Annotated in this window: 14 protein-coding genes and 1 pseudogene; 2 read left to right on the top strand and 13 right to left on the bottom strand. The window is 66.0% G+C overall.

What is annotated here, in order from left to right; translation table 11 throughout:
- Window positions 1-52 precede the first annotated feature (52 nt).
- From QF036_RS13740 to QF036_RS13710, 7 genes and pseudogenes are all read right to left on the bottom strand, one after another.
- On the bottom strand, window positions 53-721 hold the full coding sequence (locus QF036_RS13740; protein ID WP_306923501.1) for a lysophospholipid acyltransferase family protein: 669 nt from the start codon (window positions 719-721) through the stop codon (window positions 53-55).
- Window positions 708-1,424, bottom strand: a complete 717-nt coding sequence (locus QF036_RS13735; RefSeq protein ID WP_307102680.1) for an HAD hydrolase-like protein — start codon at window positions 1,422-1,424, stop codon at window positions 708-710. Before QF036_RS13735 ends, QF036_RS13740 begins: the two co-directional genes overlap by 14 nt.
- A 149-nt stretch (window positions 1,425-1,573) precedes the next feature.
- Entirely contained in the window at window positions 1,574-4,498 is a 2,925-nt protein-coding gene (gene uvrA / locus QF036_RS13730; RefSeq protein ID WP_307102678.1) for an excinuclease ABC subunit UvrA, read from the bottom strand.
- A gap of 60 nt (window positions 4,499-4,558) precedes the next feature.
- Window positions 4,559-4,939, bottom strand: coding sequence for a GntR family transcriptional regulator (locus tag QF036_RS13725; protein ID WP_307102676.1), 381 nt, complete (start codon window positions 4,937-4,939; stop codon window positions 4,559-4,561).
- A complete protein-coding gene (locus QF036_RS13720; protein ID WP_307102674.1) occupies window positions 4,936-6,795 on the bottom strand; it encodes an ABC transporter ATP-binding protein in 1,860 nt (619 codons plus the stop codon). Before QF036_RS13720 ends, QF036_RS13725 begins: the two co-directional genes overlap by 4 nt.
- Window positions 6,796-6,825: 30 nt before the next feature.
- A pseudogene (locus tag QF036_RS13715) lies at window positions 6,826-8,621 on the bottom strand (ABC transporter ATP-binding protein).
- 123 nt (window positions 8,622-8,744) lie between these two features.
- A complete protein-coding gene (locus tag QF036_RS13710) occupies window positions 8,745-9,518 on the bottom strand; it encodes a trans-aconitate 2-methyltransferase (RefSeq protein ID WP_307102672.1) in 774 nt (257 codons plus the stop codon).
- A 117-nt stretch (window positions 9,519-9,635) separates the two neighbouring features.
- Here QF036_RS13710 and QF036_RS13705 point away from each other — a divergent pair, with 117 nt between their 5' ends.
- On the top strand, window positions 9,636-12,182 hold the full coding sequence (locus tag QF036_RS13705; RefSeq protein WP_307102670.1) for a DEAD/DEAH box helicase: 2,547 nt from the start codon (window positions 9,636-9,638) through the stop codon (window positions 12,180-12,182).
- A gap of 713 nt (window positions 12,183-12,895) precedes the next feature.
- On the opposite strand, the gene QF036_RS13700 is transcribed toward QF036_RS13705, so the two are convergent.
- Genes QF036_RS13700 through sbnA form a run of 5 tightly spaced genes read right to left on the bottom strand, consistent with a single transcriptional unit; the run spans window position 12,896 to window position 22,976 of the window.
- Window positions 12,896-14,101, bottom strand: a complete 1,206-nt coding sequence (locus QF036_RS13700; RefSeq protein WP_307102669.1) for a LuxE/PaaK family acyltransferase — start codon at window positions 14,099-14,101, stop codon at window positions 12,896-12,898.
- 52 nt (window positions 14,102-14,153) lie between these two features.
- Window positions 14,154-15,221 carry a 2,3-diaminopropionate biosynthesis protein SbnB gene (sbnB, locus tag QF036_RS13695; protein WP_307102666.1) on the bottom strand — a complete coding sequence of 356 codons (1,068 nt, stop codon included), beginning with the start codon at window positions 15,219-15,221 and terminating at the stop codon, window positions 14,154-14,156.
- Window positions 15,218-16,225, bottom strand: a complete 1,008-nt coding sequence (locus QF036_RS13690; protein WP_307102001.1) for a TauD/TfdA family dioxygenase — start codon at window positions 16,223-16,225, stop codon at window positions 15,218-15,220. The genes sbnB and QF036_RS13690 overlap by 4 nt, the downstream gene beginning before the upstream one ends.
- The gene (locus tag QF036_RS13685) at window positions 16,225-21,942 is read right to left on the bottom strand and encodes a Pls/PosA family non-ribosomal peptide synthetase (protein WP_307102664.1); all 5,718 of its coding nucleotides are present in this window, start codon (window positions 21,940-21,942) and stop codon (window positions 16,225-16,227) included. Before QF036_RS13685 ends, QF036_RS13690 begins: the two co-directional genes overlap by 1 nt.
- A gap of 5 nt (window positions 21,943-21,947) precedes the next feature.
- A complete protein-coding gene (gene sbnA / locus QF036_RS13680; RefSeq protein WP_307102662.1) occupies window positions 21,948-22,976 on the bottom strand; it encodes a 2,3-diaminopropionate biosynthesis protein SbnA in 1,029 nt (342 codons plus the stop codon).
- Between the two features lie 458 nt (window positions 22,977-23,434).
- Between sbnA and QF036_RS13675 the strand changes: the two genes are divergently transcribed.
- Window positions 23,435-24,508: a M20/M25/M40 family metallo-hydrolase gene (locus tag QF036_RS13675; protein WP_307102660.1), complete on the top strand. Its 1,074-nt coding sequence runs from the start codon at window positions 23,435-23,437 to the stop codon at window positions 24,506-24,508.
- Between the two features lie 22 nt (window positions 24,509-24,530).
- Here the strand turns inward: QF036_RS13675 and QF036_RS13670 are convergent, their stop codons facing one another.
- On the bottom strand, window positions 24,531-25,340 hold the full coding sequence (locus QF036_RS13670; protein ID WP_307102658.1) for a 4'-phosphopantetheinyl transferase family protein: 810 nt from the start codon (window positions 25,338-25,340) through the stop codon (window positions 24,531-24,533).
- Window positions 25,341-25,385: the final 45 nt, after the last annotated feature.

Genomic DNA, 25,385 nt, shown 5'->3' with positions numbered 1-25,385 from the left:
GGATTGCCGCAGGCCATCGTGAAGGAACGGCCGGCCCCTCCGAGGGAGCGGCCTACTCGATGACCTTGCTCTGGTTGTAGCTCGTGGAGCGCTCCTGGCCGCTGAGCTCGGCAATAGCGTCCATGATCCGGTCGGTCACCTGGCGCCGGGCGGGGAGGGAATGGTCCGGCCCGGTCTTGTCGAAGTAGATCGGCTCCCCCACCTTCATGGTGAAGTGCTGGGGCTTGACTGCATTGCGGCCAGCGGGCTGCAGCTTCTCGGTACCAATAAGTCCCACCGGGATCACCGGCGCGCCGGTGGTGAGGGCCAGCCAGCCGACGCCGGTCCGGCCCCGGTAGAGGATTCCGTCACGGGAACGGGTGCCCTCGGGGTAGATGCCGATGCCCCTGCCGTCCTCGAGGATGTCCAGGAGTGTCTTAAGGGCCTGCACGCTTGCGGCCTGTTCCCCGCGTTCGACCGGGATGGAGCCGACTGCCTCGAAGAAGGACTTCATCACGCGGCCTTTGATGCCTTTGGTGGTGAAGTACTCCGCCTTGGCAAAGAAAGCCACGGGACGCGGCATGAGCGCCTGGACAATCACGCTGTCCAGAAAGGAGAGGTGGTTGGGCGCCACAATGAAGGGACCGTCCTTGGGCACGTTCTCCAGCCCGATGACGGTCGGCCGGCAGGTACCGGAGATAAGGGTCCGCGTCGTCCAGCGGACGCCGTCAAACAGCTCCATCGTTGCGCACCTCGCTCAGGGCTGCGGCACGGACGTTCTCCAGCTCCTCGACCTTGGCGCACAGGCCGGCGGTGTCGTGCACGACGGCCACCGCTCCAGCTGCCTCCAGTTCGCCGTCGGGCGCAAAACCCCAGCTGACGCCGATGCAGTCGAGTCCGTTGGCCAACGCTCCGGCCACGTCCTGCGCACGGTCGCCCACCATCACGGCATGCTGCGTTCCGAGGGCCGTCATGGCAGCGGCGATGATGCCGCTCTTGCCGACCGGACCGGCCGCAGCCGCGGTCTCATCCGCGGCTGAGCCTTTGATGGTGAGGAACCGGCGAGCGATTTTGTGGTGTTCAAGCACGATGTGCGCAAGGGCTTCCGGCTTTTGCGTCGCCACCGCGACGGGCCGCCCCGCCGCGACATAGCCGTCCAGCAGGTCAACGATGCCCGGGTACAGGCGGCTCTGGGAAATGCCGGAGTCCAGGTAATGCATCCGGTAGGTCCGGATGACCGCCCTGAGCATGGCCGGCGGAACAGCCGCGACGTTCAGCAGGGAATCGCTCAGCTTGGGACCCACCATCGCGTCTAGAAGGTCCTGGCTTGGGACAGCAAGGCCATGTTCGGTGAGGGCCGCGGCAATTCCGTCTGTTATCCCGCCGGCCGGATCGACAAGAGTGCCGTCCAGGTCGAAGATCACGGGCACTGTTGTTGAAGTCACCGGCTTAGTTTCTCATGATGGCACGCCTGCTCAAACTCGTATGCCGTTCGAAGAATACTTCGGCCACGATCGAGTAGTTTAACGACGACGGCGGCCCGCCAGTTGTCCTGGGGGCCGCCTTTCTTGGTGGGCGTCCGGCTTTGGCCCTGCTAGCCGAGGATTTCGGCCAGGAACTTTGCGGTATGGCTCTCCGAGGACTTGGAGACCTGCTCGGGGGTGCCAGAGGCCACGATCCGGCCGCCGCCGGAGCCTCCGTCAGGGCCCAGGTCCACGATCCAGTCGGCGCTCTTGATGACGTCGAGGTTGTGCTCGATGGTGATGACAGTGTTGCCCTTCTCCACGAGGCCCTGCAGCACCATGAGCAGCTTCCGGATGTCTTCGAAGTGAAGCCCGGTGGTGGGCTCGTCGAGGACATAGACGCTGCGGCCGTTGGACCGCTTCTGCAGCTCGGCTGCCAGTTTGACGCGCTGCGCCTCGCCGCCTGACAGCGTGGTAGCGGGCTGGCCCAGCCGGACGTATCCGAGACCGACGTCCACGAGCGTGTTGAGGTGGCGCGCAATCGGGGAGAACGCCGCGAAGAACTCGGCACCCTCCTCGATGGGCATGTTCAGGACGTCGGCGATGGTCTTGCCCTTGTAGTGCACCTCGAGGGTCTCGCGGTTGTAGCGCGCACCGTGGCAGACCTCGCACGGGACGTAGACGTCCGGCAGGAAGTTCATCTCGATCTTGAGCGTGCCGTCACCGGAGCAGGCCTCGCAGCGGCCGCCCTTGACGTTGAAGGAGAACCGTCCGGGCATGTAGCCGCGGACCTTGGCTTCGGTGGTCTCGGCGAAGAGCTTCCGGATGTGGTCGAACACGCCGGTGTACGTTGCCGGGTTGGAGCGCGGGGTGCGGCCGATGGGGCTCTGGTCCACGTGCACCACCTTGTCCAGGTGCTCGAGGCCCTGGACTGTGCGGTGGCGCCCGGCCACCTGCTTGGCGCCGTTGAGCTTGTTGGCCAGCACTTTGTACAGGATCTCGTTGACCAGAGTGGACTTGCCGGAGCCGCTGACGCCGGTCACGGCGGTGAACAGGCCGAGGGGGAAGGCGGCATCAACGTTGACGAGGTTGTTCTCGCGGGCGCCGACCACCTTCAGCTCTCGCTTCTTGTCGTACTTGCGCCGCTTCTTGGGGAGGTCGATGCTCTTCCGGCCGGAGAGGTAGTCCCCGGTCAGGGACTTCGTGTTCTGCAGGAGTGCCTCGTAGGACCCTGAGTGGACCACCTGCCCGCCGTGCTCGCCGGCTCCCGGGCCGATATCCACGATCCAGTCCGCCTCGTGGATGGTGTCCTCGTCGTGCTCGACCACAATGAGGGTGTTGCCCAGGTCCCGCAGCCGGGTGAGGGTCTCAATCAGGCGCCTGTTGTCCCGCTGGTGCAGCCCGATGGAGGGCTCGTCCAGGACGTACAGGACGCCCACGAGGCCGGAGCCGATCTGGGTGGCGAGCCTGATGCGCTGGGCCTCGCCGCCGGAGAGGGTGCCGGAGGGGCGCTCCAGGTTCAGGTATTCCAGGCCCACGTCCAGCAGGAAGGTCAGACGGGCCTGGATCTCCTTGAGGACCTGGTGGGCGATCTGGGCCTCACGGCCGGTCAACACGAGGTTGTCCAGGAATGCTGCGCATTCGCGCATGGGCAGCCGCGCGACGTCGGCAATGGACTTGCCGTTGATGAGAACCGAGAGCGACGCCGGGTTCAGCCGCGCGCCGTTGCAGGCCGGGCAGGGGATCTGCCGCATGTACTCCTCGTACCGGTCCCTGGCGTAGTCGGACTCGGTTTCGGTGTGCTTGCGGTGCACGTACTGCACCACGCCTTCGAAGCCGGTGCTGTACTTGCGCTCCCTGCCGAACCGGTTGCGGTACTGGACCACAACCTTGTGGTCCTTGCCGTGCAGGACAGTCTGCCGGACGTCGGCCGGAAGGTCCTGCCACGGCGTGGTCATGGAGAACCCGAGTTCCTTGGCGAGCCCGTCGAGCAAACGGTTCCAGTACTCGGTGGTGGCGGCGCCCAGGGACCACGGCGCGATAGCCCCGTCCTCCAGCGCAAGCTCCGGGTTGGGAATGATCAGGTCCTCGTCGACTTCCAGCCGGGTGCCGATGCCGCTGCAGGCCGAGCAGGCGCCGAATGGGTTGTTGAACGAGAAGGACCTGGGCTCAATCTCATCGATGGCCAGCGGATGCTCGTTGGGGCAGGCCAGGTTTTCCGAGAAGGCACGCGTGCGGTGGGGGTCGTCGGATTCAAGGTCGACGAAGTCGGCCAGGACGCGCCCCTCAGCGAGGCCAAGCGCCGTTTCGATGGAGTCCGTCAGGCGCTGCCGGATGCCTTCCTTGACCACGAGCCGGTCCACCACCACCTCAATGGTGTGCTTGAACTGCTTGCCCAGCTTGGGTGGATCGCTCAGCTGGACGAGGTCGCCGTCGACACGGGCGCGGGAATAGCCCTTCGCCGTCAATTCCTTGAAGAGGTCGACGAACTCACCCTTGCGCCCGCGCACCACCGGGGCGAGGATCTGGAAACGGGTGCCGTCCTCCAGTTCGAGCAGCTGGTCAACGATCTGCTGCGGCGTCTGCTTGATGACGGGTTCACCGCAGACGGGGCAGTGCGGACGGCCCACGCGCGCCCACAGGAGACGCATGTAGTCGTAAATTTCGGTGATGGTGCCCACGGTGGAGCGCGGATTCTTGCTCGTGGACTTCTGGTCGATCGAGACCGCCGGCGACAGGCCCTCGATGAAGTCGACGTCGGGCTTGTCCACCTGGCCCAGGAACTGCCGGGCGTACGCGGAGAGCGATTCGACGTAGCGGCGCTGGCCTTCGGCGAAGATGGTGTCGAAGGCCAGGGACGACTTTCCGGAGCCGGACAGACCCGTGAAGACGATCATGGCGTCGCGGGGCAGGTCGAGGTCGACGTTGCGGAGGTTGTGCTCGCGGGCGCCCTTAACCACCAGCCGGGACAGATCCGGGCGCTCCGGTTTGGCGGGGCTCAGGGGGACGACGGCGGAGGGGGCAACAGCGGTTTCTTCAGCTACGGCTTTAGGCACCCACTAATGCTAGTCGAAAACTTCTTCGAATATCCACGCGGGTGTGCTACGCCACCCCCGCTACTCAGCGTCGTAGGCAGCCGCCAGCAGGTGCACCGCCTGGGCGAAAGTTGCGCCTTGGGATTTGGCGGCTGCGGCATAATCGGCTGCGGCCTCGGACAAAGCCCCCCAACGCTCGTCGCGGGCGCAGACCACCGTCCCGTTGCGGCCCTTGGTGGCGACGACGCCCGCAGCTTCGAGTTCCTTGTACGCCCGGGCCACCGTGTGGGGTGCCACGCCGAGGGTTCCGGCGAGGGCCCGCACTGCCGGCAGCCGCGTGCCGGGGGCAAGCTTTCCCTGGTCCGCCTGTTCGATCACGTGGAGCCGCAGCTGCTCAAAGAGGGCCACGGAGCTGCCGGTGTTCGGCTTCCACCGCCCCGGGAAGGCATCGCCGGCGGTCACAGGCCGGACTCCCGGTAGCGCTGCTGGCCGGCGGCGTGCCTGCCGTGGTGCCGGCGGATGGCGCCGAGTTCGCGGTCCACCCCGCGGAACTGGGCCTCATACAGGTGCCGGTAATGGCCGTCCACGGACAGCAGGCTGCTGTGCGTCCCCTGTTCAACAATGCGTCCGTGATCCATGACGAGAATTAGATCAGCGTCGCGCACGGTGGACAACCTGTGGGCAATGATGAAGCTCGTCTTGCCCTGCCTCAACCGGTTCATCGCGAGCTTGATCTGCACCTCGGTCCGGGTGTCAACGGAACTTGTTGCCTCATCCAGGATCAGGACGCTGCGGTCGGCGAGCCGGGCCCGCGCGATGGTGATCAGCTGCCTTTGGCCCTGGCTCAGCGAATCGCCGTCGTCCCGCAGGACCGTGCCGTAACCGGCGGGCAGCGACCGCACAAAGTGGTCCACGTGGCTGGCCTCGGCTGCTGCCAGTATCTGGTCATCATCCGCCCCGGGCCAGCCGTATTCGATGTTGTCGCGCACCGTGCCGCTGAACAGCCAGACGTCCTGCATGACCACGGCGAAATTGGACCGCAGCGAGTCCACAGGCACCGTGGCGATGTCCGTACCGTCGATCGTGATGCGGCCTGAATCGAGCTCATAGAAGCGCATAAGGAGGTTCACCACGGTGGTCTTGCCGGCGCCTGTGTGGCCCACGATGGCCACGGTCTGGCCCGGGAGGACGGAGAACGACAGCCCGCTGACGGCCGGCGCCCCCGGGGTATATGCGAAGGTGACGTCCTCGAAATCAATCCGGCCGCGGAGGTTTTCCTGGCGGGCCAGAGCCTGGTCCTCGCGGGGGATCTCGGGCTCGTCCAGGAGGGCGAAGACCCGTTCCGCTGAGGCTGCGCAGGACTGCATGAGGGTAAGCATGCCGCCGATCTGGCCCATCGGCTGGGTGAAGAGGCGGCTGAACTGGATGAACGCCTGGATGCCGCCGATCGTCATGCCGCCGGCCGCCACCTGCAGGGCGCCGACGACGGCCACCGCAACATAGTTGAGGTTGGCGACGAAGACCATGAGCGGCTGCACGGCTCCGGAGACGAATTGGGCGCGGGCGCTGCTGCGGGCCAGCCGGTCGTTGCCGCGGCCGAAGATGGCCGACACCGTTTGCTGCTGCCCAAATGCCTTGATCACCTCGTGACCGGTGATGAACTCCTCGATATGGGCGTTCAGCTCCCCGGTGGATGCCCATTGGGCGGTGAAATAGGCCTGGGACTGGCGCGCCATGAACACCGTTATCAGCGTGGACAGGGGCACGGACAAGAGGGCGATGGCGGCCAGCAGCGGGGAGATCCACAGCATCATGGCCAGCGAACCGCACAGCATCAGAACGGACATGATCAGCTGCGTGAGCAGCTGGTTGAGCGCCTGCGAGATGTTGTCGACGTCGTTGGTGGCCCTGCTGAGGACATCGCCCCTGGCCTGCTCGTGGAAGTGCGCGGACGGCAGCCGGTGCAGTTTGTCCTCGACGGCGGCGCGAAGGCCGAAAACAAGCCGCTGCACAGTCTGGGCGGTCAGGGCTCCCTGGACCCAGTTGAAGACCGAGGTCCCGACGTACATCAGCGACACCGCGGCGAGCAGCGCGGCCAGCTTGCCGGCGTCGAACGTGCCGTGCATAAAACCGTCGACGATGACGTCGGTGGCGTCACCAAGGAGCTTCGGAGCTGCCACATTGAGGGCGGCGAAGCCGCAGGTCGCCGCGACGGCCAGGGCCATCCTGCCCTTGAACGGGCGCAGCAAGCCCAGGAGCCGTGTGGCCGCCGGCAGGAAACTGCCCGTTTTGCGTTCGGCGGCGTGCGTGCCCTTCATGGGCGCCCGCCCCTCATGGCTGCCCGGTTCTCATGGCTGCTCATCGAGGGCCAGCTGCGACTCGGCGATCTCCCGGTAGGTGGGCGAGGAGACCAGCAGTTCAGCGTGGGTTCCCTGGGCGACAAGCCGGCCTTCCTCGAGCACCAGGATCCGGTCCGCACCCATGATGGTCGGGATGCGTTCGGCCACCATGAGCACGGTTGCTGCTGCCAGCACGGGCTCCAGCGCCCGGGTGACTGCAGCCTCGGTGGCATAGTCCAGGGCGGAAAAACTGTCGTCAAACAGGTAAAGGTCCGCGGTGCGGAGCATGGCGCGGGCAATGCAGAGGCGCTGCCGCTGCCCGCCCGAAAGCCCGGCCCCGCCCTGGGCGACGGCGGCATTAAGGCCGTCCGGGAGCAGGCGGACGAAGCCGTCGGCCTGTGCCAACCGAAGGGCCTTCCACAGGGCGTCCTCCGTGGCATCCGGCGAGGCCATCCGCAGGTTGCTCGCTACAGTGCCTGAGAAGAGATAGGAGTGCTGCGGCACCAGCGAAATCCGTTCCCGAAGCCGGTCAGCAGGCAGGTTACGGATGTCAGCTCCGCCGAGGCGGATTTCACCTGAGGTGGCATTCAGGAACCGCGGCAGGAGATTCAGGAGCGTGGTCTTGCCGCTGCCGGTCGCACCAATGATGGCCGTGGTGGTGCCCGGTCCGGCAGTAAAAGAGACGTCGGCCAGGACCGGGGACTCTGCCCCCGGATAGGCGAACCAGACGTGGCTGAACTCCACTCCCCCGCCGTCCGCGGTTGCCGGCTCCGCGTTTGCCGGCGACCCAGTTGCCGGCTCCGCGATGGGCCCCGCCGCGTCGGGCCAGGGCGCGGCGGGCACAGCCAGTGCCGGTGTGACGTCCAGCACGTCCTGGATCCGCTCGGCGCATACGGCCGCGCGCGGTGCGGTACTGAACACATACATCGCCATCATGATTGCCAGCAGGATCTGCAGGATATAGGCGATGAGGGCCGTGAGGGCGCCCACTTCCATGTTGCCGCTGCCGATCAGTTGCCCACCGAACCAGACCACGGCCACCGAAGAGAGGTTCACCACGATCATGATCATCGGGAGCATGCCCGCGACCAGGAGCGCGGACTGAAGGTTGTTGCTGGTCAGCCGCCTGTTGGCCTCCGTGAAACGGGCAACCTCATGTTTCTGCCGGACAAAACCCCTGATGACGTTGGCGCCAATGATCTGTTCGCGGAGGATCCGGGTGATGCCGTCGATGAGGGCCTGGCCCTGCCGGTAGAGCGGGATAAGGCGGCGCACGATCAAGTACATGATGAGCACCAGCACCGGGACTATGAAGATTACGACGGAGGACAAGGCCGCATTCTGCTGGACGGCCAGGATGATTCCCCCGATGCCCATGACCGGCGCGGCGGCGAGCATAGTGAAGACCAGGACCGCGAAGGTCTGGATTTGCTGGACGTCGTTGGTGGCCCTGGTGACGAGGCTGGGGGTGCCGAAAGTCCCGACCTCCTGGGACGACATCGCCTGGACCTGGACTGGGAGAACAGCTCCCGTCTCAGGCGGTGGCCGATTTTCATGGCGACGTCAGCCCCAAGGTACCCGGCACCGAGGGCGGCTGCGGCTTGCACGGCGGTGAGCACCAGCATCCAGCCGCCAAGCCCCAGGATTACCCCGGGCTGGTTGGCGAGGATCCCGTCGTCGATGATGCTGGCGTTCAGCGTCGGCAGCAGCAGGTTTCCTGCCGTCTGCACCACCTGCAGCACGATGATCGCCCAGACAGCGGGCCGGTGCTCGCCGAGGAGGCGGAGCATTAAGCCAATCAGCACCGCGCCTCCTCCATCGCCAAGGCGTACGGGAGCCTGGGCAGGCCCCCAATAGCCGCTTGGCCATTGTAAGCCAGATCACATGGGACCGCGCGGGACATTGCCCGCGCGGCGGGAGCGGCTGCCCTAAAGCTTGCGGGCCACCGCGAAGATCCTGCGGAACGGGTACACCGTGCCGTGCGGCGTAGCCGGGTAGGCCTCGGCCAGGCGGGCGCCGTATTCGGCCTCGAACTCGGCGGCATCGTCCGCCGACAGCGCAGCCAGCACGGGCCGCAGGCCGGCGCCGCGCACCCAATCCAGCACCGGGTTTTCGCCCGTGAGTATCTGCTGGTAGGTGGTTTCCCACGCGTCTGCCGCGCACCCGGCGTCGAGCATGATCTCCAGGTAGCGTGCGGGGTGCGCCACCGCCTCATCGTGGCGCAGCACGCCGGCAAGCTTCCCGGCCCACTTCGGCGACTCGGCGACGTCACGCATCAGGGTATGGGACGCGGACGTGAAGTTGCCCGGCACCTGGAGTGCGAACCACGCGCCCGGCTTCAGGGCCTCCAGCCAGCCCGCCAGCAGTTCGGGGTGCCCGGGGACCCACTGCAGCGCCGCGTTGCTCACCACCACGTCGGTGTCCGCGGAGGGCACCCAGGAAACGATGTCCCCGAGCCTGAACTCCAGTCCCGGCGCGGACTGCCGGTGCTGTTCGGCCGTGGCCAGCATTTCGGCGGAGGAGTCCAGGCCCACCACCCGCGCATCGGGCCAGCGGGCCGCGAGCGTGGCGGTCAGGTTGCCGGGACCGCAGCCCAGGTCCACCACCTGCCGCGGGGCGTCGGGGAGGACGCGGCCGGTCAGGTCAAAGAACGGACGCTGCCGGTAGTCCCCAAACTGGACGTATTTGGCGGGATCCCACACATGGCCTCCGGTTGTTCGTTGAAGCTAGGTCGTTGAAGTCTTGTCCTGGCAGAGTGAGCCTAGCGCCGGACCGGACCGAAACCGTTCAGGGACGCGCTGGCACTAAGCTGGAAGGCAATGAAACTCGTTGAACAGCTCCCCGCCCCCTCCGCACGGATCACGACCGGAACCGTCGCGGACCCGGACACGCTGTACGAGCGCTTCGTGGAGTGGACTGAAAGCCGGGGCCTGCAGCTCTACCCCGCCCAGGACGAGGCGATCATGGAACTGGCCTCGGGCGCCAACGTGATCCTCGCGACGCCCACCGGATCCGGCAAGTCCCTGGTCGCCGTTGCCGCGCATTTCCAGGCGATGGCCCGCGGCGAGCGTAGCTACTACACGGCCCCCATCAAGGCCCTGGTGTCCGAGAAGTTCTTCGCCCTCTGCGAGATCTTCGGGGCGGAGAACGTCGGCATGATCACCGGCGACTCCGGGGTGAACCAGGACGCCCCGATCATCTGCTGCACCGCCGAGATCCTGGCCAACACCGCCCTGCGCGAAGGCGCGGCGGCCGAACTGGGCGCCGTGATCATGGACGAGTTCCATTTCTACTCCGATCCGCAGCGCGGCTGGGCGTGGCAGGTTCCGCTGCTGGAACTTCCGCAGGCACAGTTCCTCCTCATGTCCGCCACGCTGGGCGACGTCAGCCGGTTCGAGGCCGGCATGACCGAACTCACGGGACGGCCGACCACCACCGTCAGCTCGGCCGAACGCCCCATTCCCCTGCACTACTACTACCGCGAGACGCCGGTCCACGAGACCCTCGAAGAACTGCTGGGCACCAAGGAGGTGCCGGTCTATGTGGTGCATTTCAGCCAGGCGGAGGCCATCGAGCGCGCCCAGACGCTCATGAGCATCAACGTGTGCACGCGCGAGGAAAAGGACAGGATCGCCGAGCTCATCGCGAACTTCCGTTTCGCGGCGGGCTTCGGCAAGACTCTGAACCGCCTCGTCCGGCACGGCATCGGCGTGCACCATGCGGGCATGCTGCCCAAGTACCGCCGGCTGGTGGAGCAGCTGGCCCAGGCCGGCCTGCTCAAGGTCATCTGCGGTACGGACACGCTGGGCGTGGGGATCAACGTGCCCATCCGTACCGTCGTGCTCACCGCCCTGAGCAAGTACGACGGCGTACGCACCCGCCTGCTTAACTCCCGTGAGTTCCACCAGATTGCCGGGAGGGCCGGCCGTGCCGGCTATGACACGGCCGGCACCGTGGTGGTGCAGGCCCCCGAGCACGTGGTGGAGAACGTCAAGGCGATGGCCAAGGCCACCGCGAAATTCGGCGATGACCAGCGCAAGCTGCGCCAGGTGGTGAAGAAGAAGCCGCCGGAGGGGTTCGTGTCCTGGGGCCAGCCCACCTACAACCGGCTCGTGGAATCCGTGCCCGAGCCGCTGAACTCCAGCTTCACCGTGACCCACGCGATGCTCATGAACCTCATGGAGCGTCCGGGCGACCCGTTCGCCGCGGCCCGCCGGCTCCTCACCGAGAACCACGAAACCCGTCCCTCCCAGCTCCGGCTGATGAAGAAGGCCTTGGGGATCTACCGGGAGCTGCTCGCGGCCGAGGTGGTGGAGCGCATCCCGGCTGCTGAACAGGGGGCGGACGGCCGCACGGTGCGCCTGACTGTCCATCTGCAGCCGAACTTCGCCCTGAACCAGCCACTTTCCCCGTTTGCCCTGGCCGCGCTGGACCTGATGGATCCGGAATCGCCGTCCTACGCGGTCGACGTGGTCTCAGTAATTGAAGCCACACTTGAGAAGCCACGGCAGATCCTCTCTGCGCAGCAGAAGAAGGCACGCGGCGAGGCCGTGGCCGCCATGAAGGCCGACGGCATCGAGTATGAGCAGCGGATGGCCATGCTTGACGAGGTCACCTATCCCCAGCCGCTCGCGGAAATCCTGGGCGAGGCCTTCGAGGTGTACCGCAAGGCAGCCCCGTGGGTGGGCGACTTTGAGCTGGCTCCCAAGTCGGTCATCCGGGACATGTACGAGCGAGCGATGAACTTCGGCGAGTTCGTGCAGTTCTACGGCCTTGCCCGATCCGAGGGCATCGTGCTGCGGTACCTGGCGGACGGCTTCAAGGCACTCCGGCAGACCGTGCCGCAGGATGCGCTGCGGGAGGACCTCGAGGATCTGATCTCCTGGCTCGGCGAGTTGGTGCGCCAGGTGGATTCCAGCCTCCTGGACGAGTGGGAGGAACTGACTTCCGGTGCCGCCCCGACGCCGCACGATGCCCCGCCTCCCCCGCCGCCGTCCCTGACGTCCAACATCCGGGCCTTCCGGGTCATGGTCCGCAACGAGATGTTCCGGCGGGTCGAGCTTTTTGCCGACGAGGACGCCGCTGCCCTGGGCGAGCTCGACGGCGACGCCGGCTGGGATGCGGATCGCTGGGAAGACGTCCTGGACGACTACTTCGACGAACACGACGACATCGGCACCGGCCCTGACGCCCGGGGGCCCGGGCTGCTCATCATCACCGAGGCGCCCGGCGTTTGGAAGGTCCGGCAGATCTTCGATGACCCGGCCGGGAACCACGACTGGGGGATCTCCGCCGAGGTGGACCTGGCTGCCTCGGATGAGACGGGCACTGCTGTGGTCCGGGTCACCGCGGTCAACCGCCTTTGAGCCTGGGGAACCGGCGCTGACGGAACCGGCGCTGTCAGCTGGCCTGGGCCTCGTCCTGCAGCTCGTCCTCGAACCTAAGGGCTCCGCCGCCCTCCTCATTCGAGAGTCCGGCGAAGTGTCTTACCAAACAGCGGGAGTCGTAAACGGTTTTCGAGGGCAGTACCTCAAAAGTCTCAGGACCAAGCTTGCCCGGTCGGAGGAGAACCGCTCCCCTGTATCGGGATCGAGCCAGGGTGCAGGGTCCTCCGGGTCGCCGGTCAGCTCCAAGACCGGCAGGGGCTGGGTGGGCGGCTGCCCGTCAAAAGCAGGGAACAGGTCCGGCCTGGCGGCCGGGTCATGGTAGACCCGGCGCTTACGGTCCCGCGTCAATTCGTCGGGACTATGGCAGGTGTAACCGGCCCAGTGGACAGGGCCAAGCCATGCATTAGGGCTTTGGCTTGTATCCGTGTGAGGAATTGGCTGGGTCGGGGGCGCTTGAGCTACCGGCTTTTGATCCTCAGACGGCGGGGCGGATTTGATGTATTCCACCCACTGCCCGTTGACCTCAACGTAGAGCAGGTTCTGCTCGCCGCCGAGAAAATAGACTGTAACGCCGGCCCGCACGTTCGCAGCCGGATCCGTCGGCACTGCGGGCGGCGTGCTGCTGCCCGTCGTCACTTCATACATCTGACTGACCATCGTCGGTACCGGTTCCTGCTGGGCGGTGGCTGTACTCAGGAACGGGCGGGTTCCAGCGATGGATGACGGCGCTTCCATGGGCCTGTCCCTTCCATCACCATGACAGGGCCCTGCGGTGCCGCCACCTCGGCCCCGGCGGTGGTGCCCGAACCGAGGTAGCGCTCGATGCTGACGGGGCAGTGGCCAAGACCGCCCTGCCCCCGCCGGCGGAAGTTGATGACCTGGCCGGTTCTGCCGCACCCGCAGGTGCCGGTCTCGATGTCGCCCATGTCGTCGGTGAGGAGGAAACCGGGGTAGCTGGTGCTGAGGGCGTCCAGTACGGCGATGGCGCCGGTCTCCCCCGGGGCGAGCTCCTTGCCGCTCTGGCCAGGGTCCCGGATGGAGATGTAGCACCACGGCGGAACGTGCTTGCGATGCAGGTGACATTCGACAGCGAGCATGTTCGACTCGATCATCCCGTACATGTCGCGCACGTTCACCGCGCGCACGCCGAGCAGGTCGTGGCACCGCTCCCGGAAGTCTTCGTCGGGGATGGCCTCGGCCGTGTGCCGCTTCCAGCCGCCGAGAGTGATGATCATGCTGTATGGGTCCAAGCGCACATTGACATTCTCCCGCTCAAGGAACTGGAGGAGCCGGCCGACGAGGAACGGCGGACTGATGATGTGGCGTGTCATATGTCCCTCCCACCGGCGCAGGTGCTCCAGGGCCTCCCCGGCGTCGAACGCCTGGTTGGCAACGAGATAGGCGTGGTGGTCGAAGACGCTGTTCAGGATGTTCAAGTCCTTGAGCAGTCCCATCTCCGAGGCTTCGGGGTCCGACGGGTTCAAGAAAAGTCCCGCGCCCCCGGACAGGCTGAAGAACGCCCGGTAGGTCCCGATCAGGGCGACCAGCGCCAGGGTCAGTGTCTCGCTGTTGCGGGGGGCGACGGACGGGACACCGCGGGTTCCGCTGGAGCGGGTTTCGGTCTCGACGTCGGCCAGAGAGCAGGTGAGCAGCACCTGGGCGTCGGGACGCTTGAACATGCCGACCGGCAACAGTGGCAGGGATTGCAGGTCGTTGATGTCGTTGATCGTGGCGGGATCGACTCCCAACGCGTCACACTGGGCGCGGTAGAAGCCGTTTCCGGCCTGGTGATAGATCGCGGCGTCTCGCAGGACGTCGGTGACCGACCGTGCCCAGTCTTCAGGGGACTGGACGTATGCCTTGGACACATTCCCCAGCATCTGCGGTAGGGAGAGCATTGTGTCACTCCTCATTGAGTGCGAATCGATGAATGCGGTTTGCGCCGCAGGGTTAGCCGTACCGACGCAACTCCGAAAAGAAATCCTCGACCACCCGGAGTTGGCCGCTGCTGGCAAGTTCGTCGTAGATGTACTTACCCACTGCCAGGTCGAGCACGCCCAGGCCGAACGGCGAGAACACGATGGGGCGGTCATCCGCCAGCGAGACCTTGCCTTCCATGACGTCAGCCAAGGTGCCGTCCACGAAGTCCCTGTTGCCGACCATCTGCTCCGCGAGGTGGGGCGACGTCCCGGCTTTCAGGCAGTGGTCGACGTCGTCGAGGATGTTGGTCGAGGCCAGCAGGATCTCAGGGGCCAGGTCGCGCAGGGACACGTGCAGCACCAGCGGGTTGTGGTCGAACCACGTCGTATCGTGCACGTGCGGCTGGCCCGCCACCGTGGCGAACACGACGAGGTCGCTGCTTTTGATCAGCTGCTCGGGGCCGTCGTGCACGGTCACCCGGGCTCCGGTGTCGCTGCGTTCAAGGTAGCCCTTGAAACCCTCCGCACTCTCGTCCGAGAGGTCGAACACCCCGATCTCGTCGAAGGACCAGTCGGTGGCCTTCAGGAAGGTGTGGATGTAACGGGCAATGAGGCCAACGCCGAAGAACCCGATCCTTCTTGGACGCCCGCGGCCCCGGCTGAGCCAGTCGGCCGCCGCGGCGGCCGATGCAGCCGTCCTGGAGGCGCTGATAATGGAGCCCTCCATGCAGGCGAAGGGGTAGCCCGTCACCCGGTTGTTGAGGATCAACACCGCTGATGCGCGCGGAAGCCCCGACGACACGTTGTTCGGGAAGCTGGAGACCCACTTGATGCCGTCAACCGCCACCTGTCCGCCGATCGAGGCCGGCAGTGCGATGATGCGCGAGGTGGGCCGGTCCGGGAAGCGCAGGAAGTAAGACGGGGGGTTCACCGAATCTCCGGCTGCATGCACCAGGTAGGTCTGCTCGACCAGCTCGATGACCTGCTTTTCCCGTCCCTGGAGCACCTGCTGCACCTGGGCCCCTGGAATGACCGCGAAGGGCGGAACTGTCTTCGGCTCTCCGGCCGCTGCGACTGGGGAAGTGGCTAGATCTGTCATCTTGAACCGTCCTGGGTGTGCGTATCGAGATCGAAAATGTTGCGCGGCTCCGCCATGCCGACAAGAATTTCCCGAGGTCCCTCGTAGGCCTCGCGGCTGTGCGCCATGCGGATGTTGTCGACCAGCATGAGGTCCCCTGCCTCCCAGGGGGTTCGAAGGGTGTGGGCCTCGTAGACCTCGTTCAGGAGGGCAATGATTTCCTCGCCGATCGGCTCGCCGTTGCCGAAGCGGGTGTTGAAGGGCAGCCCGTCGGGACCGTAGACGTCCACCAGGTACTCCCGCACCTCGGGCGCAATCGTCCATTCGCTCAGGAACGCCACCTGGTTGAACCAGCAGCGCTGGCCGGTCACCGGATGCCGGACCACGGCGGGGCGCCGTTGCCGGGTGCGCAGCTCCCCGTCGGGCTGCCACTCGAACTCGATCTCGTGCGCCCGGCAGTAGTTCTCGACGTCGGCGCGGTCGGAGACCCCGAACGCCTCCTCATAGGAGGCGCCGATGTCCTCGTTGTAGCTGCGGGCGAGCAGCCACCCCTCGTTTTCGAAACGCCGGACGATGTCCGCGGGTATGGCATCGAGCACCGCACGGGCGTCCGCCACGCCGGTCACCCCACCGACGCTGGGTGCCTGGAGACAGGCGAAGAGCATCAGTCCGGGGAACTCGAGCGCGTAGCTGAGCTCATGGTGCATGCACATTGGCTGGTTCGCGGGCCAAGTGAGGGATGAGTACACGCCGTCGAAGTAGGGCTGCCTGGTGGCGAACGCCTCCCGGTCCGGCATGAGGCCACCAGAAACCAGCCGTTGGAAGGCATCGGCCACTTCGGCTGGATCTCGGAGGCCCAGACCGCGGACCAGGACGGCGCCGTGCTCATCCACGGCCGCACGCAGCGCCTCACGGTTCTGTTCGGCCCACCGCACGGGGTCGTGGCCATCCTCGACGGTGAGCATCGGCGCCTGACCGGCTTGGAGTTCCACGTCGAACTGGATCCTGGGTGTAGGAGACGACATCAGAGGTCCTTTCGTTTCATGGGTAGCTGGTGGGAGTGGCCAACCGGTCCTCCCACCGGGGCCATCGAGTCGGGCTCCGCCGCGGATCCCGCCGCGCGTGGGGCGGGCGGAACGGCAGCGTCCGCCAGGGACGAGGCCTCAAGCAGGGTCGCCAGGTCCGCCAGGATGGGCGTCTGCATGATGTCCTTGATCGACACTGCGCGCTTGAGCAGGACGGCGAGCTTCACCGCGGACAGCGAAGTCCCGCCCAGCGCAAAGAACGAGTCCTGCCCACCGATCCGGCCCACCGGCAGGCCGAGCACCGTCGCCCATGCCTCGGCGAGCCGCTGCTCCGTCGCCGAGAGGGCTTCCCCGGCGATGCCGGCCTCGGGGACGACCTCCAGCGCCATGCGGGTCAAAGCCTTCCGGTCGATCTTTCCGTTGCCGGTCAGGGGCAGGCTCTCCTGCCACCTGTACGCCGACGGAACCATGTAGCCCGGTACGCGCGCGGCCATCTCGCTGCGGATTTCGTCAACCTCGAGCGGCAGATTGCCGGAGTAGAACGCAACGAGGAACTTGGACTGCCCGGCGCCCTCGCCTACGACGACGGCGCCGTCGCGGACGCCGGGAACCCGCAGCAGCGCGTTCTCGATGTCACCGATCTCGATGCGGAACCCGGAGATTTTGACTTGGTTGTCCCGCCTGCCCAGGTACTCCAGCTTGCCGTCCGGGGACCAGCGGCCGTAGTCCCCAGCCCGGTAGAGCCGCGCGCCGTCCACATAGGGATCGGTGGAGTAGGCCTGCGCAGTACGCTCCGGGTCGTTGATGTAGCCGCGGCCCACGCACACCCCGGAGAAGGCGATCTCACCCGGCGCTCCAAGCGGCACAAGCCGCTGCCGCTCGTCGAGGATGTGGATCCGGACGTTCGGGATTGGCGGGCCCAGTGGCACGGAGCCGCCCGCGGGCGCTGCACTCATCACTTCGTGGTTCGTGTCGTCGGAGGTCTCCGTCAGCCCGTAGGCGTTGACCAGCTTGACGTTCGGCATCACGTCGAACCAGCGGCGGACCAGCTCACGTTTTAAAGCCTCCCCTGTCGCCGAGACGCAGCGAAGATGCGGCAAGGCGCGAGGCTTGCCGCCCAGGTACGCCACCACGGCGTCCAGATACGACGGGACGACTTGGAAGACCGCCACCGCGCCCCGTTCCACCGTGTCGATGAACCGCTCGACGTCGAGGATGCGGTCCTGCCCGACGATGAGTGTGCGGCCGCCGACGAGCAGCGCCGAGACCAGTTGCCACAGCGAGATGTCGAAGCATTGGGGGGCGGTCTGGGCGACGACGTCCCCAGGGCGGATCCCCAGGTCCTCGATCTTGGCGTACAGGTGGTTCACCATCCCGTCGTGCTCGCACATCGCACCTTTCGGCTCGCCAGTGGACCCGGAGGTGAAATAGACGTAAGCCAGCTGATCGGGACGAATCTCCATGCCGAGGTCGTCGGCGGGGTGCCCCTCGGCCTCGATGTCCTCGAACAGAAGCTTCATCACTGCAGGCATTCCTTCCAGTGCCTCATCGAGCGTGGTGCTGCTGCCGCCTTCGGTGAGCACTACCCGGGCCCCGGCCCGCGTGAGCGTTCTGGCGATTCGGTCGGCCGGGAAGTGCGGCTCGATCGGCAGGTATGCGCCTCCGGCTTTGAGGATGCCGATCACAGCGGCCATCCACTCCAGATCCCGTTCGGCGACGACCGCCACGATGTCCTCCGCGCGCAACCCGCGCGCGAGCAGGGCACGGGCGACCCGGTTGGCGCGGGCGTTCAGCTCCGCGTACGTCCACTCCCGCGCGTCCTGGACCGCCGCGATACGTTCGGGATGCTGCCGGACGCACTCCTCGAACAGCTCGTGGAAACGCCGCTGCGGCCGGGGCCGCTCGGGTCCGGCCAGCTGTTCCAGTTGCAGGCGCCGCTCCTCGGGACCGACGAGATCAACGTCGTCAGGGTCCGACTCGGGGTCGGCGACGAGATGACGGACTGCGCTCAGGTGATAGCCGGCGATCCGGAGGGCTGCGTCCTCGTCGAGGACGTCGCGGCGGTAGCGCAGGCTCAACGCTTCGCCACCTGCGGCGCCACGGAGGGACACTCCCAGGACGAGGCCCTCCGCGAGCTCGGAATCCTCGTCATGGTCTGTGCTGAGTACCACCTCGTACGTCCCGGAAGCCTGCGGCCCCCCGGCCCGCTCGGCGTGGGCCTGGACCTGCCGGATGCGCGCCGAGGAGACCAGCGCATGCCATGAGCCTAGTCCCAGATTGAGTTCGCAGGGCCAGGTCCCCGACGCGTCCTGGCAGCCGGTCGTGACCTCTGTTTCGCCGGACAACGCCTGGAGCACCCTTGCATGAGCTGCCATCCAGATCGATGCAGGGGTCGCGTCCAACATGCGGGACAGTATCAGCACGGCCTGGCGCAGGTCCTCAGGCACAGCCACTTCGATCCGCCCCTGACCCGGCTGGCGCTCCTGCGTCCACCTGGGAATCGCCGTCGGCGCTGCACCCGCGGGGGCGGTCCGGCCGTTGCCCGGGCCCGACGAGCGGTCGGCGGCGGTGCGGCAGGTCAGCGCAGAGGTGGTGGTCATGATACGGGCCCTTTCCAGCGCGAGGGGGGACGTGGCGGGGACTGGGGCCTCTTCGGCCGGGTTGCCGCCCCACACGGTTCCCGGGGGGAGGGTCGTCCCCTTCATCACGAAGGAGTCTGCGGTGACAACGGCACGGTCTTCGATGGTCACTCCGTAGTGGACAAACGCGGAGACGCCGAGCGTGACATCGTCACCAATGACGATGCGGTCGGACTTGAACATTCCGTCCTCTTGGGAGTGGGACTGGACTGTGGTCCCGGCGTTCAGGGCACAGCGGGAGCCGATCGTCACCAGGGTCCGCTCGGGGATTCCGCAACCGTCGTCAAACACCCTGGACCCGATCCGCATGCCCAGCAGCCGCCAGACCAGCGCCTTGAACGGCGTACCGTTGAGCATGAGCATGTAGCGGCTCTCGGCCATCAGCTTCCAGTACCGCTCGTGCGACCAGAAGTACGGGTTATAGATGGAACAGAGCCGGGGCTGGAGCGGCCGGAGCCCCCTCGCAAGGTTCTCGATGCCAATGGGGACCAGCAAGCCGACCACGAGCAGCACAACAAAGGACCCGCTCAAGGCAAGGAAACCGAAGTGGTTCGACAGCACGAGGCCGGCAAACGTCTCCAGGACTGCAAGCGAGGCGTACAACCACCGGGCAAGCATCAGGAGGGCCATGGTGCGCAGGTTGTGCCTGTTCTTGGCCGCGAGGTCACGGCGGAATTGGGCGCGGCTGGCATGTTCTTCGGGCAGGGCGTCGCGAAGGACCGAGCGGGGGATTTCGAACGCTGGGGAACCAAGCAGGCCCACATCATGGCGCACCGGCCCGTCGACGGGAACCATCACCTTGGTCGCGAGCAGGCAGTTGTCCCCGGTCCTGCCCCCGGCCGGAACGTGCACGGCATTGCCGAGGAAGTTGTGGGCGCCGATCGCCGCCTCACTCACCTTGAATGACGTCGCCGAGTGGTCGGTGTTCATGAACGACACCGCATCGGCGATCATCGTGCCGGTACCTATCCTCGAAAGATACGGGTTGTCGTGCTTGAACACTGTGCCCATGTTCGAGCCGGTCTGCTGGACTTTTCCCAGCTTGTAGCCGAGGGCCCCCACGTAGTTCACGATGTAGGAGCTGTCGCCGAACAACTGCCCCAGTATGCGGTTGTTGGTCAGTCTCGCCACAGCCCGGGCCGCCGCGTCCTGCAACCCGAAAAGCGGATACACCGTGTCGGGCTTCAAAACGAGGTTGAACGCACGCGGCACGGTGGTGACGATGAGCAATGACGCGATCGTTCCACCGAACACAGAAAGGCCTGCGTAGAAAAGAACCTCGCCGTAGAAGTTCCAACTGGTGAACGCCGGGGACTGCGGCTCCAGAAGCGCCGCTATGTCCGGATTCGCCAGAATGACCAGAATGACCACCTGCCCCAGCAGGATGCGTCCCAATCCGACCGCGCCGATGAGCTGGGACGCTGCGAACCAACCACGGCGCCACGGCCGGTAAGGCGTCGGCTCGACCGTGGCGTAGTCCACATCCGTGCGCCTGCCGGGGGAACCGTGCCAATGCTCGCCCGCGGGCACGGACTGGCCGGTGTACAGGGTGGACCGGTGGCCCAACTGCGAGCCGTCTCCCATTGCCGTGTCGATGTCCAGCACGCTGCCCTCGCCGACGGTCACGTCCCGGCCCAGCGTCACCGCACCGAGCTGGATGACGCCGCCGTGGGCCCGGTACCCGTTGAGTATGACGTCCTTGCGGATCACCGTCCCCTCCCCGATGGTGAGCAGGTCGGTGGCAACAGGAAGCCGGTTGGTTACGATTGTGACGTTCCGGTCCACCTTTGCTCCCATGGCCCTCAGGTAAAAGGTCGTCAGCGGGGAACCTCTCAGCAACAGCAGGGGGGAAGTCCGAATCAGGGTCTTGACCAGCCAGAGCCGGAAGTAGGCAAGGCTCCAAATGCGGATCTCCTGGTGGCGGAAGCGCCCGATGATAATCCACTTCCCCACTACCGGCAGGATGCACATCAGCGCGAACACCGCCGCTGCGAAGGCGGTCGACCGCAGGTAGATCTCCAGGAAGCTGATCCCGTGGGCGAGCCAGTTGTAGTTGGCCTGCCCGGTGTCAGGGAAAACCCACTGGTACCACACGACCGTGAGCAGGCCGGCGCCCAGGCAGTAGCAGATGTAGACGAGTGCCTGCAGTGCGCCGCACATGGCGTACTCCCAGGTCCGTGCGTCCATGGGCGCCGGCGTCTCCGGCACGGAGGCCACCGCTGGCGAGGTCTCCGGCTCCTTGTCCTTTTGCGGGGGAACCTGCAATGCCGCTGCCAGCGCGGAGATGTTCGGGTTGCTGTAGATCTCCTTCATGGATACCTGGGGCAGGTCCGGCTGCTTGCGCACCAGGGCGCAGAACTTCGCCATGACCAGCGAGTCCGCGCCCAGGTCATGGAAGAAGTCATCGCCCACCGCGACCTGCTCGATGCCGAGTACGCCGGCGAGCACCTCGGCCAGCCGCTCCTGCACCTGCACCTGTGCCGTCGCCTCTTCCGCCGGTGCCAGGGCCGCGGCCAGCGCCGAGATCGTTGGGTTCTGGTAGATGTCCTTGATGGACAAGGCTGGCAGGTCCGGCTGCTTACGCACCCGGGCGCAGAACTTCGCCATGACCAGCGAGTCCGCGCCCAGGTCGAGGAAGAAGTTGGCGTCCACCCGTATGTGCTCGACGTCCAGCACGCCGGCGAGCACCTCGGCCAGCCGGTCCTGCACCTGCACCGTCGCCGTCGCCTCTTCCGGCGGTGCCAGGGATGCGGCCAGCGCCGAGATCGTGGGGTTCTGGTAGATGTCCTTGATCGACACGGCAGGCAAGTCCGGCTGCTTGCGCACGCGGGCGCAGAACTGCGCCATCACCAGCGAGTCCGCGCCTAGTTCGTAGAAGAAGTTGGCGTCCACGGGGACGTCGTCCTTCTTCACCACGGATGCGAGCAGTTCCGCCAGCCGGCGCTCCAAGGCAACGGCCGTACCCGTGGCAGGAGTGGCTGGAGAGCCGTTCCCGGCCGGAGCCGCAGTTGTCTCGGGAATGGGGGGACTGATGGGAGATGTGGAACGCGGAGCGCCCTGCAGGTTGTCGAGACGCATTTTCACTACAGTACGGGTGCTGGGTGCTGTGGCTCCGACACCGAGTCGTATCGTCGGCCCGGAGCCTCTGTCAAATCGGTGGTTGCTAGCGCTGCGGCCCCGAAATGATCGTGCACCCAGTCGGGGTTGTAGATGGTGTCCAGGTAGGGACGGCCCATGTCCGGGGAGATGGCCACCGCCGTCAGGTCCTGGGCATTGTGGTCGGCGAGCCAGGACATGGCGCCGTGGACCACGGTCCCGGTGGAGCCACCGAGCATGAAGCCGGCCGCCGCGAGGCGGTGGCAGGCGCGCACCGTGTCCAGTTCTTCGACGATCACCACGTTATCGATCAAGGACTCGTCGAGCTGCGGCGGCCGCACGCTCATGCCGAGTCCCGGGATCAGGCGGGTGGCCGGCTGGCCGCCGAAAGAGACCGATCCTGCGGCGTCGACCGCGATAATCCGGACATCGGGCCGGTGCTCACGGAAGTACCGCGCGCAACCCATCAGGGTCCCCGTTGTCCCGGCTCCCACGAAGAGCACGTCCAGGTCGGGGAACTGATTGGAGATTCCGGGGGCAGTCCAGCGGTAGTGCGCTCCCCAGTTGCCGGGATTGGTGTACTGGTTGAGCCAGATGTACCGCTCGTCGGACGCGCACAGGTCCCGCACGTGGTTGAGCCGGGCTCCGAGGAAGCCGTCGACGGGATCCGGTTCGGTGACCAGGTCCACCTGTGCGCCGAGCGATTCCATGAGTTGCCGGGTTGCCGGGTTGCAGCGCGGATCGATCACGCACACGAAGCGGTATCCCTTGCTGGCGGCGATCATGCTGAGCGCGACGCCGAGGTTGCCTGAGGAGGACTCCACGAGGATGGAGCCGGGGCCGATCAGCCCCTCACGCTCGGCGCGCTCAACCATCTCCCGCGCGGGCTTGAGCTTGATTGAGCCGGCGAAATTGAACCCCTCGATCTTCAGAAAGAGGCGGCAGCCCAGCACGCCTTCCAGATCGACGAACAGGCTCTGCTCGTTGAACACGTGCGGATCCTTGATAATCGTCATGTTTTCCCTCGTTCCCTGCCATGAGCTAGGTCAGGGTTAGGGAATGTTCCTGCCCACTTGTGCGTGAAGGATGGCGGACATCGGTGTCACGCCCGTTTCACTTTTCAAGAAAAGCCGCGCAGAGCGGCGAATATGGAACACTGCGGCCCCAGCTATTTTCCCCAGCAGCGAATACCTGGCTTCCCACCGCGAATACTCCCGGATGAGCCTTCAAACCTGCTGCTTCGACACTAGGCGGGTTTCGTGGCCCACCGCAACCACCTTGAGTACCTGCATAATTACCACTCTTAGTACCTACTTACTCGCACCCGGCCCGGTATTAGGTAGAGCTCTACCTGACTCTTGTCAAAGACCTTCCGGGCTCCTCAAGGCAGCGGTAGCTTTCAATCATGGACGCGTTGCGCTCAAGAGGCCGGATGCAAAAGACCAAGGCCTTCGCCGTCGTCGCCGGGATCGCAATGCTGCTGCAGGCCTGTTCAGCGCCGGCCGCGAGGGCGCCGCTTGAGGCGCCGCCAGCTGTGACTGTACCGGCGGAAGAATCGCCTCTGGAACCACGGCCTACGATCACGCCAGTGCCTACGCAAGTGCCGGAGACGGTCCCGCCCGCGCCAAAGGCGGCAGCGAGCCAGGTAAACGCGGCGTTCGCCAAGAGGGACCTGATGAAGCACCTTGAGGCGCTGCAAAAAATTGCCGACGGGGCGGGTGGAAACCGGGCGTCGGGCACTTCCGGCTACGAAGCATCCGGCCGCTACGTTGAGGAACAGCTGCGCGCCGCCGGTTACAAGCCGGTGAGGCAGGTATTCACCTACCGGGACGACGACCGCGAGGCGGACGTGCAGACCTTCAACATCCTCGCGGATACTGCGGGTGATCCGGCGCAGACCATCGTGGTGGGCGGGCACCTCGACTCCGTGCGCCGCGGACCCGGGATCAACGACAACGGCACCGGCGTGTCAGCCATGATTGAAACAGCCCGTTGGATAACCGAAACGGGCATTCAGCCGAAGAACCGGGTGCGTTTTGCCTTCTGGGGCGCCGAAGAGGTGGACCTGCTGGGCTCCAAGCATTACGTGGACTCGCTCAGCAACAAGGAAAACACGCAGACCATGCTGAACCTGAATCTGGATATGGTCGCATCGCCCAACGGCGGACGGTTCGTCCACGACGGTGATGGCTCAAGTTTCGGAGTTGCCGGTCCGGCCGGCTCGGACGTAATCGAGCGCACCTTCCTGGACTATTTCGCGCAGAACGGATTGGCGACCGAGCCCACGGAATTTGAAGATGGCGACTCCGACTACGACCCCTTCCTGAAAGCCGGCATCCCCACGGGAGGTCTGTTCACCGGAGACGAAGACGGGAAGACGGCAGAACAGGTCGAAAAGTTCGGCGGCGTTGAGAACGACGAGCACGATCCGTGCTATCACAGGGCTTGCGACGACATTTCAAACATCGACCGGCAGTTGCTGCACGACATGGCGGGTGCCCTGGGCTACGTCACGGTTGCCTTCGCGATGATGGCCCGCCCTGATTAAGAGTAGTTGCAAGGGGCTGCAGCTAACTACGAGGCTTCACGACAAGTGCCACTGCTGCAGTGAATGAAAGCGGCAGCCCCACTGAACCCGGATCCACAGCATCGACCACCCAGCGAGGAGGGCGGCCCTTCCGGCGCCCCACCGGAGGCTCAACCGCCATCAGAGGCCCACCCGTTCCCGCCACCTGGCCTGGCAGCAGGGGAACGGAACCGGCAACGTCCACGAGAGCCGGGTCGACGACGGCCAAACCCCTGCCAAGCGCCTTCAGTACTGCCTCCTTGCGCGTCCACAGGTTTGTCTGGACAGCCGGCCGGAGCGCCGGCTCGACGCGGTGAAGGTATTCCCGCTCGCGCTCCGAGAGGGCAACCGCTCCAAACCCCTCGAAACCTGCGGCGGTGCTGTCCTCGAGGTCCACGCCGACTCCCAGCACCTGTTCGTCGGTTGTCGCTGCCAGCAGGCACCAGTCCCCCGCACGGCTCAGGCTCGCCAGGACGGTCTGCCCGGACGGGCCGGCCCGGTACCTGGGCATTCCATGCACGTGGTCGTCCCGGGCGCACTCCCGGCAGACGTAGTCGGCCCGCAGTGCTCCGGCCCCGGTCCCCGCCACCTGGGCGGCGTGGCGACGCAACGCAATGCGCCCGGCCAGGAACCTGTCCCGCTGGATCCCCGAGTCGAACAACGCCGCCCGCTGACGCTCGCTCTCCTCCAAAATGTCGGCCTGGCGAAGGTCGACGCCGGACAGCTTCACAGCGGCCAGAAGCCGGTCAGTATCCGGGCCTGCCGCCATTTGCCCACCCTCTCCGGAGGGGTCGCTGCGCTGTTGATAGGTCATTGGAATCAACAGCCTATACGCAGCTGGCATCCTGCCGGCATGCCG

The organism is Arthrobacter globiformis (assembly GCF_030817195.1).
In the GTDB taxonomy this organism is placed as follows: domain Bacteria; phylum Actinomycetota; class Actinomycetes; order Actinomycetales; family Micrococcaceae; genus Arthrobacter; species Arthrobacter globiformis_D.
The sequence above is the reverse complement of the archived record's forward strand: the minus strand, read 5'-3'. Positions and strand labels throughout refer to the sequence as shown.